Here is a 16,215-nt window from a genome sequence, read left to right on the forward strand (position 1 = left end):
ACAGCGCTCGGTTGGACGTCTCCGGACCACCCGATATAGGCTGCGCTCATGCTTCGGCCAGAGCATTCGGCAGAGTCAGCGCGCGCGGTCCGGCGACAAACGGGCGCAGGGGAAGCGGTAGACCCGGCCGCGCGCCGTCATCAGCACTTCGAACCCCGGCGCCAGCAGCCCGTCGAAGGCGGCGTCCAGCACATTCAGCCCGCCGGTGAAGCTGCCGAAGGCCGGCAGGATCAGCTTGGCCCCGTCATGGGCGAAGCAGCGCTCGCGCACCCGCCGCCCGGCGAGCGCCACCGCGGCGGCCGGATGCAGGTGGCCCGACAGCTCGCCGACGGCCCCCGGCTCGGCCTCGTGCCGGAAGGTCAGCGGGCCGATGGACAGTTCTTCCACCACCCGGCCGCCGAAGCCCTGCGGCGGTTCGGGGTCGTGGTTGCCGGTGATCCACACCCAGTCGGAAACGGCGTCGGTCAGGGCACGCAGCCGCCCGACGTCCGCCGGGTCCATCCGGTCCGCCGCCCGGCGGTCGTGGAAGCTGTCGCCCAGGCACAGCACGCGCGCGGGCCGCACCATTGCGATCAGCCCGGCCAGCCGGTCCAGCGTCGCCCGCGTATCGTACGGCGGCAGCATTCGGCCGCGCGCGGCAAAGGCGGACCCCTTCTCCAGATGCAGGTCGGCGACGGCGAGGATGCCCTCCGCCGGCCACAGCAGCGCGCCCGACGGATCGGCCAGCAGATCGGCACCGCGGAAGGTCACTGCGGCGCGGCTGTCATCGCCCTGACAGCCGGAGCCGTGAGCTTGGGAGGAAGCTGACAACATTCGTTTACCGGCGTTCATCGGAAGCGGCCAATATCCATGGAAAAATTATGGGCATGATGTTTGCAGCCGGACGGTCCGCCGCCGTGGAGGCATGGCGGATCACAACCATACCCGGAGGATACCCATGGCCACAGTGACGTTTACCGGCCTGAACATGCCCAAGGACATGACCATTTACGCGGTCGCCGGCGATACCGGTACTTTGCTGGCGCTGGCGAAGAAGCACGACATTCCGATCCCGTTCCAGTGCCAGGACGGCGAGTGCGGGTCCTGCCTCGTCAAGGTGAGTTATCTCGACGGGAAGGCTCCGATGGCCATCGACCTGGCCGAAAAGGAGAAAGTCACCCTGTCCGTCAACGGCAAGCTGAACCGGAACCTGTTGGAGGCGGCGGAGAACGCCCACCGTCCGCCGCCCTACCGCCTGGCCTGCCAGTTCATCGTCCGCGACGAGACCATCCTTGTCGAGTTCAGCGGCGAACCGGGCGTGGAGCCGGAACTGCGCAAGTAACCTGCGGTCGGCATGGGGCGGTGTCACAACGACAACCGTCCCTGCTGCGGGCGCCCCGTTTCCGCTTTCGCGGGCCGCGGCGGAGCCAGTTCCGGCATCGCCTCGGCCAGCAGTTCGGCCTCGGCGGCGGCGAGCAGTTCGTCGGTGGCGCTGCCGTCCACGGGCTCGCGGCCGATCTCCAGGATCACCGGCACTGCCAGCGGCGAGATGCGGTCGAGGTCCTTGTGGGTGATGCGCCCGCGCACCCGCGCCAGGAAATCGGACAGGCGGCGGATGTCGGTCAGCCCGCCGGCGGCATCGGCCCGCGTTGCCCGCAGCAGCACATGGCCGGGGTCGTGCTTGCGCAGCACGTCATAGATCAGGTCGGAGGAGAAAGTGACCTGCCGCCCGGTCTTTTCCTGTCCCGGATGGCGGCGGTCGATCACCCCGGCGATCAGTGCCACATTGCGGAAGGTCCGCCGCAGCATCGACGATTCGTCCATCCAGGCTTCCAGATCGTCGCCCAGCATGTCCTGGTCGAACAGCGCGTCCATATCCGTCGGCGAGCGCAAGGACCATACCGCTAGCACATAGTCGGTGGCGACGAAGCCCAGCGGCCCAAGGCCGAACCGTTCCATCCGCCGGGTCAGCAGCATGCCCAGCGTCTGGTGGGCATTGCGCCCCTCGAAGGCGTAGGCGACGAGGAACTGCTTTCCCGCCTTGGGGAAGGTTTCGACCAGCAGCCCGTCGCGGTTGGGCAGGACGGAGCGGTAGCGCTGAAGCCGCAGCCATTCCTGCACATCCTCCGGCAAGCCGTCCCACTGGCGCGGATCGGCCAGCATGGCGCGCACGCGCTCGGCCAGATGGGTGGACAGCGGCAGCCGCCCGCCGGCATAGGCGGGAACCTTCGGATCGCCGGTCCCGCCCTTGGCGACCTGGGCCTCCATCTCGCGCACGCCGAGGAATTTCAACAGCTGGCCGGCGAAGAGAAAGGTGTCGCTGGGCGTCAGGCCCTGGATGAAATACTCCTCCACCTCACCCAGCACCGGACCGCGGTTCAGGCGGACGCGCAGCAGCGCCTCCTGGGTGATGGTGCCGACATTCATGCGGTACTGGCGCGCCACCGCCGGGCCGGCCACCGCCATCCGGCCATCCTCCCGCAGCTTCAGACGCTGAAACCGGTCATAGGCGCCGAGCGCGTAGCCGCCGGTGGTGACGAAATCCAGCACGTCGTCGAACTCGTCGCGCGTCATCGCGGCATAGGGAGCGGCGGAGACCACCTCCTCATACAGCTCGTCGGGCATGAAGGGGGCGGCGCAGGCCATGCCGAGCAAATGCTGGGACAGGACGTCGAGCCCGCCTGGCCGCGGCGCCTCGCCGTCCAGCGTATGGTCGTGCACCGCCTCCAGCGCGGCGCGGCACTCCAGCACCTCGAAGCGGTTGGCGGGGACCAGCAGGGCGCGGCTCGGCTCGTCCAGCCGGTGGTTGGCGCGGCCGATGCGCTGGACCAGCCGGCTCGACCCCTTTGGCGCGCCGATCTGCACCACCAGATCGACCGCCGCCCAGTCGATGCCGAGATCGAGCGAGGAGGTCGCGACCACCGCCCGCAACTCGCCACGGGCCATGGCGCCCTCGACCTTGCGGCGCTGCTCCACCGCCAGCGAGCCGTGGTGCAGCGCGATGGGCAGATTGTCGTCGTTGACCCGCCACAGCGCCTGGAACACCAGTTCGGCCTGGGCACGGGTGTTGACGAAAAGCAGGGTGGTGCGCTGGCGGCGGACGCGTTCGTAGATCTCCTTCATGGCGTGCATCGCCATGTGACCGGCCCAGGGCACCCGTTCCTGCGAGGTCAGGATCTCGACCTCCGCTTGGGCGCCACTGCGGCCCAGCACGAGGCGCACGTCGTCGGAATCGCTGTCGTCATGCCGGCCACGGCGCGACAGCCAGGCCAGCAGCCGCTTCGGTTCCGCCACCGTGGCGGACAGCCCGACCCGGCGGGCGGCGGGGGCGAGCCGCGACAGCCGCGCCAGCCCAAGCGCCAGCAGGTCGCCGCGCTTGGTGCCGGCCAGGGCGTGCAGTTCGTCGATGATGACGCAGCGGAGATTGCGGAACAGCTTGTCGGCGTCGGTATAGGACAGCAGCAGCGCCAGGCTTTCCGGTGTCGTCATCAGCATGTGTGGCGGATGGGTGCGCTGGCGCCGACGCTTGGCCTCCGGCGTGTCGCCGGTGCGGTTCTCCGCCCGGATCGGCAGCCGCATCTCGGCGATCGGCTGTTCCAGATTGCGCTGGATGTCGACCGCCAGCGCCTTCAGTGGTGAGATATAGAGCGTGTGCAGCCCCTCGCGCGGCCGTTCCGCCAGCTCGATCAGCGAGGGAAGGAAGCCGGCCAGCGTCTTGCCCCCGCCGGTCGGCGCGATCAGCAGCGCGCTTTCGCCCCGTTCGGCTGCCTCCACCATCGCGACCTGATGCGGGTGGGGTGCCCAGCCGCGCGACCGGAACCACGCGGCGACGTTGGGCGGGATCAAGGCGGGGGGAGATGCATCCATGGCGGCCGGACTGTACCGGAACGCCTGGAACGTAGAAAGAACGAAGTAGGGGGAGTTAGACCGCCGCCGCCTTCTTCATGCCGAAGCAATGCTCCGGTCCGGGGAAGGCGCGGGCCCGCACTTCGGCAGCGTAGGTCGCGGCGGCCTCGCTGACCGTCTCGCCCAGATTGGCGTAGCGCTTGACGAATTTCGGCTGAAAGGCGCCGAACAGCCCCAGCATGTCGTCGGTGACCAGGACCTGACCGTCGCAGGCCGGCGAGCCGCCGATGCCGATGGTGGGGACCGCCACCTCTTCGGTGATGCGGCGGGCCAGCGCCTCCATCGTCCCTTCGATCACCAGGGTGAAGGCACCGGCCTCGGAAATGGCGCGGGCGTCGGCAACGATCCGCTCCGCCGCCTCGGCATCGCGGCCGACCGCCTTGTAGCCACCCAGCGTGTTCACGGATTGCGGCGTCAGACCGACATGACCCATCACCGGAATGCCGCGGGCGGTCAGGAAGGCGACCGTCTCGGCCATCTCGATGCCGCCCTCCAGCTTGACCGCCTGGGCGCCGGTCTCCGCCATCACGCGGGCGGAGGCGCGGAAGGCCGCCTCCTTGCTCTCCTGATAGCTGCCGAAGGGCAGGTCGACCACCACGCAGGCGCGCTCCGACGCGCGCACCACGGCGGCGCCATGGGCGATCATCATGTCCAGCGTCACCGGAAGCGTGCTGTCCAGCCCATAGACCACCATGCCTAGCGAATCGCCGACCAGCAGGATGTCGACATGCGGATCGAGCAGCCGGGCCACCGGGGCGGTGTAGGCGGTCAGGCAGACAATGGGTTCGCCCCCCTTGCGGGCGCGTAGCGCCGGAACCGAATGGCGGGTGGTGAGGTTGGAAGCGCTCATGATCGGGCCTTTCCAAGGCTGGCTGTAGCGGGCCGAAGGGGGGGCAGTCCAGCTCGCTGACCATTCAATACGCTTGGCCGACGCACAGTCGAGCCAAGAAAAATGATGCAGATACACCAAAACCGCCCACGCGAGGTTCGCGGGACGGTCGGGTGCAAGACACAAGGGGTCTTGGGCGCGCATCACACGCGCCCTTCGCAGTCGCTAAGCGCGACCGGCGATTAGTAGCCCTCGCGTTCCATCCGCTTGCGGAGCAGCTTGCGGGTGCGACGCACCGCTTCAGCCTTCTCACGCGCACGCTTCTCCGAGGGCTTCTCGTAGTTACGGCGGAGCTTCATTTCACGGAAAATGCCCTCGCGCTGCATCTTCTTCTTGAGCGCGCGGAGGGCCTGATCGACGTTGTTATCTCGGACCAGAACTTGCACGTTAACCGTCACCCTTCCAAGTGAAGCATGTTGCGCCAAGGCAACAAATAGGCATGCGCGGCGGGCGCACCCCTTGTGTGGGCGCAGTGTGTAGCACGCTCCACCGCCTTTGTGAAGGGGGAGTCTTCGGTTCCCCAGCATAAGCCCGGCCATAAGCCCTGTTGGGAACCACAGGAAACGGTTGCCCCGGCCGTGCCCACACTCCAGATATAGCGGCATGCCAGTGCTTCCAATCGCCCGGATGGGCAATCCCGTACTCCGCAAGATCGCGGAGCCCATCGCCGACCCGACCGATCCGGCAGTCGCCCGGCTGGCGGCCGACATGATCGCCACCATGCTGGACGCGCCCGGAGTCGGTCTCGCCGCTCCGCAGATCTCCGAGCCGCGCCGGATCATCGTCTTTCGCGTTCCCGCCGACCGCGGCGAGGGGGAGGAGGTGGCCAACACCGTCCTGGTCAATCCGGTGATCGAGCCGCTGACCGACGAAAAGGTTCTGGGTTGGGAAGGCTGCCTGTCGATTCCGGGCCTGCGTGGGCTGGTGCCGCGCTACAAGCGCATCCGCTACCGCGGCTATGGCCTCGACGGCGCCCGGATCGAGCGGGAGGCGTCGGGTTTCCATGCCCGCGTGGTCCAGCACGAGGTCGACCACCTGGACGGTGTGCTCTATCTTGATCGCATGGAAAATCTGCAGCTCCTGGTCTGCACCGAGGAGATGCATCACCTCAACGCCGCGCTGGTCGCGGCGACTCTTGACACCGACGCGCCGTCCCGGACCTGAGGGCCGGCGCAGGGAGAGTTGGCTATGAGCATCGACACGCTTCGCGACGAAATCCTGGTGGCGAGCCTGCCCAACGTCGTTTTCGACGGCTGGAGCCTGCAGTCCCTGCGCGACGGCACCCAGATGGCGGGGCATGAGCCGTCGGCGCTGCTGCGCGCCTTCCCCGGCGGCGTCACCGATGCGGTGGAGTATTTCGCCGACTGGTCCGACCGCCAGATGCTCGACCGACTGGAGGCCCAGCCGCTGGCAGAAATGAAGGTGCGCGAGCGCATCTCGCTGGCTGTCCGCACCTATTTCGAGGTGCTGGAACCGTATCGCGAGGCCAAGCGCCGACAGCTGTCCTATCTGGCCATGCCGCAGAATGTGGCGCTCGGCCTGCGGCTGCTTTACCGCACGGTCGATGCCATGTGGTTCGCCGCCGGCGACAGTTCGACCGACTACAACCACTACACCAAGCGGGCGCTGCTGGCGGCGGTGGTCAGCTCGTCCACCTTCTATTGGCTGGACGACAAGTCGGACGACCATGCCGAGACCCGCGCCTTCATCGACCGCCGTCTGGCCGACGTGATGGCGGTGGGCAAGGCGACCTCGTCGGTCGGCAAGCTCGGCTCGATGCTGAACTTCCTTCCCAATCCCTTGCGTTTCGCCCGCCAGATGCGCCAGCGCACCACCGGCGCCCAGGCGAGCAACGCGACGGTCCACATGGCCGAGAATATCTGACGAGAATACGCCCTCTCCCGACGCGGGAGAGGGCGCCTTATGTCCGCTTCGCCTTTGCGGCTTTCTTCGCCGCGGCCCGCAGCGCCGCCTCGAACCCCGACCGGGCCCAGGGCAGCAGTTCATCGCGGTCGTCGAACGCCGAATCGGGAGGTGGGTAGTAGGACAGGGTGGTGGGTTTGTCCGGCATCGGCCGGAAGGGCTCCAGGCCCAGCTCCGCAAAGGACACGCGGTTCACGTCATCCGCCTTGAAATAGAGAATTTCGTCGGCGATCAGCGCGAAGGTCAGCCCGTCGATGGACAGGCCGTAGCCGCCGAACATGCGGCGCACACGCACGTCGCCCAGCGGCGCCAACATCTCGCAGAGTGTCGCGACATACTCACTGGGCGGCTGGGCGGGCATCTGTTCGGAAAGTTACTTCTTACGAAAAGCGTCCAGGGCCACGACCTCGCCACGCTTCGGCTCTTCGGCCGGGGCGCTTTCCTCTGCCTTCTCCTCCACACGCTCGGCGGCGGCGCGGGGCGGCATTGTGGCGACCTCCGCCGATTCGGCGGCGGCCAGCGGCTGGAACTGGAGGGCGAAGTTCACCGACGGGTCGGCGAAGGTGGTGATGGCGGCGAAGGGGATCACCAGCCGCTCATGCACGTTGTTGAAGCTCAGCGTGACCTCGAAATGATCGTCCGTCACGTCCAGCCCGTAATATTGGAACTGGAGGACGATGGTCATTTCGTTCGGATACTGCGAGGACAGGTAATCCGGGATCTCGACACCGGGGAAGCCGGTGCGGAAGGTCAGGTAGAAATGGTGATTGCCCGGCAAGCCGCGCTCGGCAACCTCGGTCAGCGCGTCGCGGACAACGCCGCGCAACGCGGTCTCGACCATCCGGTCATAGCGGAGCTGCTCTTTCGGCATGCTTGGGCGGGTCCCTGGTAACGCGGTCGGTCTGGCGGCCCGCTGCGGCAAAGGCCGGTACGAAACGCCGGGAAGAGAGGTGTGGGCCTTCTGTTGCTAGGCGGCCCACGGCCCCACCCTTAGGCGCTAACCCTCGGGGATTAGGTTTAGGCTACCAGCCGCCGTTAGGCAGCGAGGCGAGCCTGAGCAACGTTGTCGTTGGCAACTATTGCAACGGCCCGATAACGGCGGAACCATGCCGAGCGAAAACCATGCCTTTACTACGCGTGTCGATCCTGTTTCGCCCCCAACGACCCCGGTCAACGAGTCCGGTGTATGGTTGGTGGAGGCGCCGGGTACCGCCCCCGGGTCCACAACGCTTATTCCACAAGGCGTTTATCGCCATAGTCGGCGAACCGACGTCGCGAATATAGGCACTCCCGCCCGGCAAGGGAAGGGCTTGTGTGACGTAATCGCCAAATGCGTTGCGGTGACGCGGGTAGGACGCATTCCAGAAAGGCGGCTTGCACCCTCGTCCCGCACTGCTTAAGAGTCCGGCCGTTGCAGCCCCGGAGTCACCATGCCGATCACGCCCGAGCAGCGCGACGAAATCGATCGCCTGCGCGCCGTCACCGCCACCACCCGCCGCGCCACCGTCCCGGCCCTGGAGGACATCCTCTATCAGCCGCTGGAGGTGCTGGACCACGGCTTCGTCCGCGTCATCGACTATATGGGCGACGATGCTGCGGTCGTGCAGGCGGCGCGCGTGTCCTATGGCAAGGGCACCAAGAAGGTCAGCGAGGATTCCGGCCTCATCAAGTATCTGATGCGCCACCGCCACTCGACCCCGTTCGAGATGTGCGAGATCAAGTTCCATGTGAAGCTGCCGATCTTCGTCGCCCGCCAGTGGATCCGCCACCGCACCGCGAACGTGAACGAATATTCGGCCCGCTATTCCATCCTCGACCGCGAGTTCTACGTGCCGGCGCCGGAGCAGCTGGGCGCCCAGGCCGTGGTGAACCGCCAGGGCCGCGGCGACGTGCTGGAGGGTGAGGAGGCCGCCAACGTCATGCGGCTGTTGCGCGAGGATTCCGAACGCGCCTACAGCCATTATGAGGAGATGCTGAACCACCGCGAGGACGGCACGGTCATCGATCCCAACCGCCAGGGGCTGGCGCGCGAACTGGCGCGGATGAACCTGTCGCTGAACTATTACACGCAGTGGTACTGGAAGGTGGATCTCCACAATCTCCTGCATTTCCTGTCGCTGCGCGCCGATGCTCATGCCCAGTATGAGATCCGTGTCTATGCCGACGCGATGCTGGACGTGGTGAAGCGTTGGGTCCCGGCGGTCTACGAGTCCTTCACCGAGTACCGCATGGGCGGCGCCCACCTGTCGCGGACCGGCCTGGACGTGGTGAAGCGCCTGCTGGCCGGTGAGCCGGTGACCCAGGAGGCCAGCGGCCTGTCCAAGCGCGAATGGCGCGAGCTGATGGACCAGCTCGGCCGCAGCGAGTCGTAAGAGGGGAACCAGGACGATGACGCCGGATCAGGCCGAAAGCATCTATCGCCAAGGCCTGATCGCCGCGCAGGCCGGCCGCTGGGTCGAGGCGCAGGAGCTGATCGCCCAAGCCATCTCCGCCCGTCCGGGCGTTCCCGTCTGGTGGGCCACCTACGGGCTGGTTCTGGAAAGCCAGGGGGACTTGCCGGGGGCGGTTCAGGCATTCGCCGGAGCGCTGAACCTCGATGGCGATCTCGCCATGGCGATGAATGGCCTGCTGGCAGCGGCGGAGACGCTGGCCGCTGCCGGCCATGCCGATCTGGCGGAGGGCTGTTACTGCCGCGCGCTTGCGCTCGCCCCCGGCACGCCGGCTGCTTTCGTCAAGGCAAGCGCCCTGATGTTGGTGCAGGGCGTCGACCCGTCCAAGCTGCTGCGTCGTGCCGCACTGCTTCAGCCCGAACGCCAAGCCTGACCGGACCGTTGCCGGGGCCGCGGTCAGTCGCGGTCGTCGTAGTCTTCGTCGTCCCGCTCGTCCTCGTCCGCTTCGGCGGCGAGACGGCGCTGGTTGGCCAGCATGTCGAGCGCGCCCTGCAGGATGTAGGCGGCGGCCATCTTGTCCACCACCTCGTCGCGGCGCTTCCGGGTCATGTCGGCCTCGCCGATCATGAAGCGTTCGACGGCCGAGGTCGACAGACGCTCGTCCCAGAAGGCGATCTCCGCCTCCCAGCCCAGCAGGTCTGGGCGTTCCAGCAGGTTCTTGGCGAAGGCGCGCACCGACTCGGCACGCGGTCCTTCCGTCCCGTCCATGTTCAGCGGCAATCCGACCACCAGCCCGCCGATGCTGTAATCGCGGATGGTCTTGCCCAGCTCGCGTGCGTCCTGGGTGAATTTCGTGCGCTTCAGCGTGCCGATGGGGGATGCGACGATCAGCCCGGGATCGGCCACCGCCAGCCCGACGGTCTTGGTGCCTACGTCAAGGCCAAGCAATCGTTGGTTTTTGCCCAGCCGGGCCGCGAGTTCGGAGAGAGTGTGGATCATCGCCCGACCATAGGGCCGCAGCCTTGTCACCGCAAGATCGCTTGAGTTGTTGTTAAAGATACTTACTCTTCTAAGTATGAGCAGCCCTCTCTCCCATGCCCTCCTGTCGCACCGGCCGCTTGCCGACGCCGACATCCCCACGATCTGCGGTTTCCCCCGCACGGCCGAGGAACTGTATTTCCTGTTCCCGCGAGCGGTCTGGCCGTTGACCCCGGATCAGATCCGGGCGACGCTGGGCATCCGCCGCGATCCCACGGTCGCCACCCTGGCGGAGAACGGGCGGGAGCGTGTGGTCGGCTATGCCAACTACGCCACCTTCGAGGATGGCCGCACCGCCAGCATCGGCAATGTCAGTGTCGATCCGGCCCTGCGCCGGCGCGGCATCGCCGAATATCTGGTGCGGACGATGATCGATCGCGCTTTCGACCATCACCGCCTGCCTGAACTGACGCTCTACTGCTTCAACACCAACACGCCGGCCCTTCTGCTCTATGCCAAGCTGGGCATGATGCCCGTCGCGCTGGAGACGCGGGTGATGCCGTCGGGCCAGCCGATCGCGCTGTTCAAGCTGCGTATGGATCACGCCAGCTGGCGTTCGGCCGCCCCCATCGCCGCCTGACCTTCCTGATATTTAATGATACGGCCGCTGGCGGGACGGGACATCAGGCGTATAGTCGGTCGCCTGTGGACGCGGCTGCCTCATCGGACGCGCGGCCCGAACCATCGACGGAGCGGACGGATGAGCAAATTGGGCGCGGATGCGAACCGGCGTGCGGTGCTGGCCGGACTTGTCGCCGGCGGTGCCGGGCTGTTTGCCGCCGGTGGGGCGAAGGCGATCACCGCGCAATCCAGTTCGGATTACGGCGCCATGCTGGATGCCGCCTGCGGCGCCAGCGCCGACCACAAGCGTCAGATCGCCGCGGTGGAGACGACGCTGGGGGTTCTTTTCCCTGACGCGCGGGTGGTGGAGGCGTTGCAGCGCACCCAATGCCCATCCTGCGGATGCCCGCTGGCGCTGGCCGCCGGGCTTGCGAAAGGCGATGCCGGCGCCTTCTGAGCGGCGGAATGGCCGCAATCGTTGCGGATGAAGCCGGCGGGTGCTAGCTTCGCGGCCGATTTCCAATGTTTTGGAAGAGAGTAGAGGCATGTCGCTCGACAAGGCCACGGTGGCCAAGATCGCGCATCTGGCCCGCATCAAGGTGCCGGACGAGGAACTGGAAGCCCTGGCTGGGGAACTGAGCCAGATTCTGACCTTCGTGGAACAGCTCAACGAGGTCGACACGAAGGACGTGCCGCCGATGACCAGCGTCGCCGCGCAGAAGCTGCGCCGCCGCAAGGACGAGGTCACCGACGGCGGCTATGCCGCGCAGGTCCTGTCGAACGGTCCGGAAACGGCCGAAGGCTTCTTTGTCGTGCCCAAGGTGGTCGAGTGATGACGGCGCTCACGCATCTGACGATGGCCGAGGCCCTGGACGGCCTCGCCAAGAAGGAGTTCACCGCGGTCGAGCTGACCGAGGCGCATGTGCGCGCGGTCGAGGCCGTGCGCCCCTTCAACATCTTCATCACCGAGACCCCCGACGCCGCCCTGTCGATGGCGAAGGCCAGCGACGAGCGCCGTGCGCAGGGTGCCGCCGGTCCGATGGACGGCTTGCCCATCGCGGTGAAGGATCTGTTCTGCACCAAGGGCGTTGCCACCACCGCCGGCAGCCACATCCTGGACGGCTTCAAGCCGGAATATGAGTCCACGGTGACCTCCCAGCTGTGGCGCGACGGCGCCGTCATGCTGGGCAAGGTGAACCTGGACGAGTTCGCCATGGGCTCCGCCACCATCACCGCCCATCAGGGCGAGACGGTCAGCCCGTGGAGCCCCGGCGCGCCGGGTGCCTGGGAAAAGAAGATCGTCGCCGGCGGTTCATCGGGCGGGTCCGCCGCGGTGATCGCCGCGCGTGCAGCGCTGGGTGCCACCGGCACCGACACCGGCGGCTCGATCCGCCAGCCGGCCGGCTACACCGGCACCGTCGGCATCAAGCCGACCTACGGCCGCTGCTCGCGTTGGGGCATCGTCGCCTACGCCTCCTCGCTGGACCAGGCCGGGCCGATGACCCGCACGGTCGAGGATGCGGCGATCATGCTGCGCTCCATGTGCGGGTTCGATCCGAAGGACTCCACCTCGGTCGATATGCCGGTGCCGGACTTCCGCGCCGCCCTGACCGGCGACATCCGCGGCCTGCGCGTCGGCATTCCCAAGGAATACCGTGTCGAGGGCCTGTCGGCCGAGATCGCCGCGCTGTGGGAGCAGGGCATCGCCTGGCTGAAGGAGGCCGGCGCCGAGCCGGTCGAGGTCAGCCTGCCGCACACCAAATACGCGCTGGCCGCCTATTACATCATCGCTCCGGCCGAGGCGTCGTCCAACCTCGCGCGCTATGACGGCGTGCGCTACGGCCTGCGGGTCGAGGGCGGCAACCTCAAGGAAATGTACGAGAACACCCGCGGCGCCGGCTTCGGCAAGGAAGTGCAGCGCCGCATCCTGATCGGCACCTATGTGCTGTCGGCCGGCTATTACGACGCCTACTACAACAAGGCCCGTCAGGTGCGCACGCGCATCAAGTGGGACTTCGACGAGGCGTTCAAGAGCTGCGACGTTATCCTGACGCCGACCGCCCCCAGCACGCCCTTCGCCATCGGCGAGAAGATGGACGATCCGGTGCAGATGTACCTGAACGACGTCTTCACCGTTCCGATCAACCTCGCCGGCCTGCCGGCGATGTCGGTCCCGGCCGGTCTCGGTGCCGACGGTCTGCCGCTCGGCCTCCAGCTGATCGGCCGCCCGTTCGACGAGGAGACGCTGCTGCGCGTTGGTCAGGTCGTCGAGAAGGCCGCCAACTTTAGCGCCGTTCCGCCCTTCGTGGCGTGACGCGGGCGTCTTGACAGCGAAAGGGCCGGCTCCTGCGAGCCGGCCCTTTTCGTTTGGAATGGGGGTGGCTGAGGCCCTTATGCGCCGCCGATACCCTGCACATAGGTCTCGCCGGTTTTCGGATCGATGTTCTCGCCCGTCCCCGGCGTGCCCGGCGGCGCTTCGTCCTTGTCGCTCATCGGTTCGACCGCCGGCTTCACCGGGACCGGCTTGTTTGCCGGACGGTCGCTGCCGGACCGGTCATTCTGCGGTATATCGGACGTCTTCTCGTCGGCCATGCTGGCTTGCTCCTTCTGTCGGCTCGGTTCATCCCCACCAACAGGCCATCCGTCGCATCGTCACCCCCCCCGGTCCCGCTATTCCGCAGCCTCCAGCGCCACCCGCGCCAGTTCCAGCAGTTTCCTGTCCACCTCCTCCTCGTCATAGCCGGGGTTGTCGGCCAGGGAGTCGCGCAGGCGCATGGTGATGAGTTCGCCGGTGTGATGCTTTTCGTAAAGGCGGACGTCGCCCAGCGCCTTGGCGACACGGCGCAGCTTATCGCGGTCCATCATGCTCTCCCGTCTTGGTCAGCCAACTTGATCACTGCAGTGGCAACAGCCGGACGGCTGCATCATTCCTGCCCTCTCTCCTCGCCCATGCGCCGTACTGCGCTTGGATGGCGGAACAGGAGAGGGCTTTCCAGCGTCCCTGTAGATGTCGGCAATCATGGCGATTGGGGGCGGAAGCATGGATCCAGGACACGATCAACGGCGCGAACTGCTCACCCGCGTCCGCCATGTTGTGGAGCATTACGAGCGCCACAGCACCGCCGGACCGGCCATCATGCGCGGTGTGCGCTATGACCTTGCGGTGCGGGCAACCGACCTGAACGGCGACGGCTGCCAGTTCCCCGCCTGCACCTGTGCGAAGGCGGACTGCGCGGAGCGCAGGGGGTGCGCGCCACCGGATGTCGGCGCCTGGACCGAGCAGGCCCAAAAACAAAACCGCCCCCGGCGCGAACCGGGAGCGGCTTTCGAATGATGCGTGACCAACCGCGGCGCCCGTTGCCGGACGCCGCGAGGCAACATCAGACCGAGTAGTACATCTTGTACTCGATCGGGTGCGGCATGGTCCTGAAATCATTGGATTTTTCTCACTTCACGGCTTAAGCCGCGCCCGCAGGTACACCGGGGAGGTACACCGGAACGGCCTGTCGGCGCCCGTGAGTGAGGGCATCCAGTGCTTCATGTCCAACGTCGGGGCGATGGGTTCAGGTGGCGGCGCAAGGTGCCAGAGGGCCTGCGTTCGCGGTTTGTTAAGCGGGAACTGGTGGTGTCCCTGCGGACCAAGGATCGCGCCACGGCCATCGTCAGGGGACGGAGGCTGACCGCGGTTGCCGACAGGTTGTTCGCCAGCGCCATGACCGATACCGCCCTCACCACTGACAGGATCAACGCCATTGCCCGCGATTGGCTGGCAAAGGAACTCGACTCGGCGGAACGCGACTTGGAGAAGGTCAGGGCAGGGGAAACCCTCTATGCCGCCCCCGATCCCGAGATTGAGCCGATCCAGGCCGATTTGACGCTCTTGTCCGACCTGATCGGGGACAGCCGGGAGGCGCTGGCCGTCAACGACTACAGGCAGATTGAGGTTGTGGCCGATGAACTCTTGGCCGCAGGCGGGCTGTCGGTGGATCGGGCAAGCGATGCCTATGGGCGGTTTTGCCGCACCCTCCTTCGGGCACAGGTGGAGTTGCTGAACCAGACCAAGGCCCGGCGGGTGGGCGACTACGGGCACCCCGCCCGTGATCCGCTGTTCGCCCTGCCGCCCGCGGCGATTGCCGCAGCCCCGCCGGTTGATCGCACACCCCAATCCATGGCGCTGGCGGAGTTGGTGGAAGTCTACGCCGAAGCGAAGGTCAGGGATGGGGAATGGAAGGGCCGCACCCTCACCAACACGAAGCCGAAGCTGACCCGGTTTGCCGAAATCCTGAGCAACAAGGCGGTTGATGACCTCACTCGGGATGATGTCCGTGACTGGCGCGATGCGCTGGCCGATATGGAGTTGTCGAACAACACCATCATCCAGAACTTCAAGTACGTGAACGCTATGCTCAATTGGGCGAAGATCGAAGGGAAATGCACCATCGACAGCCCGTTGAAGGGACTGGCGCCCAAGGCGGATGACGCTGACCGTGACGCCTACACCCCCGCAGACCTGAAGGTGCTGTTTCACTGTCCGCTCTACACCGGCCATTGGCGGGCGGATCGGCGGGAGAGGCCCGGCGGCGTTCTGGTGAAGGACCATAAGTTCTGGCTGCCTCTGATTGCCCTGCATTCGGGTTTGCGGGCTGAAGAGGCGGCGAAGCTGAAGGTGACGGACCTGAGGCAGATCGAGGGCGTCTGGTGCTTCTCAGTGGAAGACACGAAGACGGCGGCAGGAACACGCATCGTCCCTGTGCATCCGCGGCTGATCCGGCTCGGCCTGTTATCCCACCACGAACAGGTGTCCAAGAAGGGCGTCGGTCCCCTGTGGCCCGAGATAAAGCCGAGTACCGATGGGCGCTATAGCGAGAAGTTCTGTGCTTGGTGGTCCCACTTCAGGCACTTGGTCGGGCTTGGACGCTCCGGTCTGAAGTTCCACAGCTTCCGCCACACCTTCATTTCCAGTTTGCAGGTTGCCGGGGTGCCGGAAACACTCAGCGGGCAGCTTGCCGGTCATGTGGTCAACGTCGGCATCACCTACGGAGTCTATGGCGGAAAGCTACTCTCGGCACCCGAACGCTTGGCCCTGATCGAGAGGCTGGATTTCGGCGTTGACCTCTCGCATCTGGAACCCGCCGGGTGACATGCGAAGGGGGAAATTTAGAGCGACTCGGACTTGATCAAGGTCGAAACAACAACCAAGCAATTGACCTTTAACCCTATTTTCGAGATTGAGTTTCGGGTAGGGGCCGGGGGTGGCGGGAGTCTCTTACGCTTGCGAATACTAGTCTGAAGTGTTGAGATGCGCTCGGCACATATCGATAGGGGTAGCGACTTGACTGTTAAGCTCTAGCTTGGCATTCTCTGTTTGCCCTGGTGGATAGCCGCCGGGGGTGGGGTGTTGAACACGTCAACCACAATCGTGGCTGACATGTGCACGGTGATCTGTAGGATGCTCGCCATAACCATGGCGGCAGACAGGGTAATCGTCATCTTCGCTCCAGTGCTAACATAGCACACTGCGTTAAGCTT

20 protein-coding genes and 1 other RNA gene are annotated in these 16,215 nt (G+C 66.2%); 11 read left to right on the plus strand and 10 right to left on the minus strand.

Features of this window, described 5'->3' with window-relative positions; all coding sequences use genetic code 11:
• Positions 1-75: 75 nt before the first annotated feature.
• Positions 76-813, minus strand: coding sequence for a ligase-associated DNA damage response endonuclease PdeM (gene pdeM, locus GBZ48_RS17665; RefSeq protein WP_174472204.1), 738 nt, complete (start codon positions 811-813; stop codon positions 76-78).
• Positions 814-937: 124 nt separating this feature from the next.
• Here pdeM and GBZ48_RS17670 point away from each other — a divergent pair, with 124 nt between their 5' ends.
• Positions 938-1,321 (plus strand): 2Fe-2S iron-sulfur cluster-binding protein, encoded by a 384-nt coding sequence (locus tag GBZ48_RS17670; RefSeq protein ID WP_174472205.1) that lies wholly within the window; start codon positions 938-940, stop codon positions 1,319-1,321.
• A 23-nt stretch (positions 1,322-1,344) separates the two neighbouring features.
• On the opposite strand, the gene GBZ48_RS17675 is transcribed toward GBZ48_RS17670, so the two are convergent.
• The 3 genes from GBZ48_RS17675 to rpsU form a co-directional block, all read right to left on the minus strand.
• Positions 1,345-3,825, minus strand: coding sequence for a ligase-associated DNA damage response DEXH box helicase (locus tag GBZ48_RS17675; protein WP_425486000.1), 2,481 nt, complete (start codon positions 3,823-3,825; stop codon positions 1,345-1,347).
• Positions 3,826-3,901: 76 nt separating this feature from the next.
• Positions 3,902-4,735, minus strand: coding sequence for a 3-methyl-2-oxobutanoate hydroxymethyltransferase (gene panB / locus GBZ48_RS17680; RefSeq protein WP_174472207.1), 834 nt, complete (start codon positions 4,733-4,735; stop codon positions 3,902-3,904).
• 221 nt (positions 4,736-4,956) lie between these two features.
• On the minus strand, positions 4,957-5,160 hold the full coding sequence (gene rpsU / locus GBZ48_RS36290) for a 30S ribosomal protein S21 (RefSeq protein ID WP_012974546.1): 204 nt from the start codon (positions 5,158-5,160) through the stop codon (positions 4,957-4,959).
• A gap of 217 nt (positions 5,161-5,377) precedes the next feature.
• On the opposite strand from rpsU, the gene def reads away from it, so the two are divergent.
• Together def and GBZ48_RS17695 are read left to right on the plus strand one after the other, a co-directional pair.
• Positions 5,378-5,938, plus strand: coding sequence for a peptide deformylase (def, locus tag GBZ48_RS17690; protein WP_174472208.1), 561 nt, complete (start codon positions 5,378-5,380; stop codon positions 5,936-5,938).
• A 24-nt stretch (positions 5,939-5,962) separates the two neighbouring features.
• On the plus strand, positions 5,963-6,658 hold the full coding sequence (locus GBZ48_RS17695) for a COQ9 family protein (RefSeq protein ID WP_174472209.1): 696 nt from the start codon (positions 5,963-5,965) through the stop codon (positions 6,656-6,658).
• A gap of 37 nt (positions 6,659-6,695) precedes the next feature.
• Here GBZ48_RS17695 and GBZ48_RS17700 read toward each other — a convergent pair whose 3' ends face one another.
• From GBZ48_RS17700 to ssrA, 3 genes are all read right to left on the minus strand, one after another.
• A complete protein-coding gene (locus GBZ48_RS17700; protein ID WP_174472210.1) occupies positions 6,696-7,058 on the minus strand; it encodes a TfoX/Sxy family protein in 363 nt (120 codons plus the stop codon).
• A 12-nt stretch (positions 7,059-7,070) separates the two neighbouring features.
• Positions 7,071-7,568: an SspB family protein gene (locus GBZ48_RS17705; protein ID WP_174472211.1), complete on the minus strand. Its 498-nt coding sequence runs from the start codon at positions 7,566-7,568 to the stop codon at positions 7,071-7,073.
• A gap of 78 nt (positions 7,569-7,646) precedes the next feature.
• Positions 7,647-8,007: a transfer-messenger RNA gene (gene ssrA, locus GBZ48_RS17710) on the minus strand.
• Positions 8,008-8,127: 120 nt separating this feature from the next.
• On the opposite strand from ssrA, the gene thyX reads away from it, so the two are divergent.
• Both thyX and GBZ48_RS17720 read left to right on the plus strand, forming a co-directional pair.
• Positions 8,128-9,069: an FAD-dependent thymidylate synthase gene (gene thyX / locus GBZ48_RS17715; RefSeq protein ID WP_174472212.1), complete on the plus strand. Its 942-nt coding sequence runs from the start codon at positions 8,128-8,130 to the stop codon at positions 9,067-9,069.
• Positions 9,070-9,085: 16 nt separating this feature from the next.
• On the plus strand, positions 9,086-9,520 hold the full coding sequence (locus tag GBZ48_RS17720) for a tetratricopeptide repeat protein (RefSeq protein ID WP_174472213.1): 435 nt from the start codon (positions 9,086-9,088) through the stop codon (positions 9,518-9,520).
• Positions 9,521-9,543: 23 nt separating this feature from the next.
• On the opposite strand, the gene ruvX is transcribed toward GBZ48_RS17720, so the two are convergent.
• Entirely contained in the window at positions 9,544-10,086 is a 543-nt protein-coding gene (gene ruvX / locus GBZ48_RS17725; protein WP_174472214.1) for a Holliday junction resolvase RuvX, read from the minus strand.
• Between the two features lie 76 nt (positions 10,087-10,162).
• Here ruvX and GBZ48_RS17730 point away from each other — a divergent pair, with 76 nt between their 5' ends.
• The 4 genes from GBZ48_RS17730 to gatA all read left to right on the plus strand — a co-directional run bounded on the left by GBZ48_RS17730 (position 10,163) and on the right by gatA (position 13,000).
• Positions 10,163-10,705 (plus strand): GNAT family N-acetyltransferase, encoded by a 543-nt coding sequence (locus GBZ48_RS17730; RefSeq protein ID WP_174472215.1) that lies wholly within the window; start codon positions 10,163-10,165, stop codon positions 10,703-10,705.
• A 120-nt stretch (positions 10,706-10,825) separates the two neighbouring features.
• On the plus strand, positions 10,826-11,143 hold the full coding sequence (locus GBZ48_RS17735; protein ID WP_174472216.1) for a hypothetical protein: 318 nt from the start codon (positions 10,826-10,828) through the stop codon (positions 11,141-11,143).
• A gap of 88 nt (positions 11,144-11,231) precedes the next feature.
• A complete protein-coding gene (gene gatC, locus GBZ48_RS17740) occupies positions 11,232-11,519 on the plus strand; it encodes an Asp-tRNA(Asn)/Glu-tRNA(Gln) amidotransferase subunit GatC (protein WP_174472217.1) in 288 nt (95 codons plus the stop codon).
• A complete protein-coding gene (gene gatA / locus GBZ48_RS17745; protein ID WP_174472218.1) occupies positions 11,519-13,000 on the plus strand; it encodes an Asp-tRNA(Asn)/Glu-tRNA(Gln) amidotransferase subunit GatA in 1,482 nt (493 codons plus the stop codon). The genes gatC and gatA overlap by 1 nt, the downstream gene beginning before the upstream one ends.
• 77 nt (positions 13,001-13,077) lie before the next feature.
• Here the strand turns inward: gatA and GBZ48_RS17750 are convergent, their stop codons facing one another.
• Both GBZ48_RS17750 and GBZ48_RS17755 read right to left on the minus strand, forming a co-directional pair.
• Positions 13,078-13,278: a hypothetical protein gene (locus GBZ48_RS17750; RefSeq protein ID WP_174472219.1), complete on the minus strand. Its 201-nt coding sequence runs from the start codon at positions 13,276-13,278 to the stop codon at positions 13,078-13,080.
• A gap of 78 nt (positions 13,279-13,356) precedes the next feature.
• Positions 13,357-13,551: a hypothetical protein gene (locus GBZ48_RS17755; RefSeq protein WP_174472220.1), complete on the minus strand. Its 195-nt coding sequence runs from the start codon at positions 13,549-13,551 to the stop codon at positions 13,357-13,359.
• Between the two features lie 175 nt (positions 13,552-13,726).
• On the opposite strand from GBZ48_RS17755, the gene GBZ48_RS17760 reads away from it, so the two are divergent.
• Both GBZ48_RS17760 and GBZ48_RS17765 read left to right on the plus strand, forming a co-directional pair.
• The gene (locus tag GBZ48_RS17760) at positions 13,727-14,020 is read left to right on the plus strand and encodes a hypothetical protein (protein ID WP_174472221.1); all 294 of its coding nucleotides are present in this window, start codon (positions 13,727-13,729) and stop codon (positions 14,018-14,020) included.
• Between the two features lie 198 nt (positions 14,021-14,218).
• A complete protein-coding gene (locus GBZ48_RS17765; RefSeq protein ID WP_343049581.1) occupies positions 14,219-15,826 on the plus strand; it encodes a DUF6538 domain-containing protein in 1,608 nt (535 codons plus the stop codon).
• The last annotated feature ends 389 nt before the right edge of the window (positions 15,827-16,215 follow it).

The sequence above is a fragment of the Azospirillum melinis genome (genome assembly GCF_013340935.1).
GTDB lineage: Bacteria > Pseudomonadota > Alphaproteobacteria > Azospirillales > Azospirillaceae > Azospirillum > Azospirillum melinis.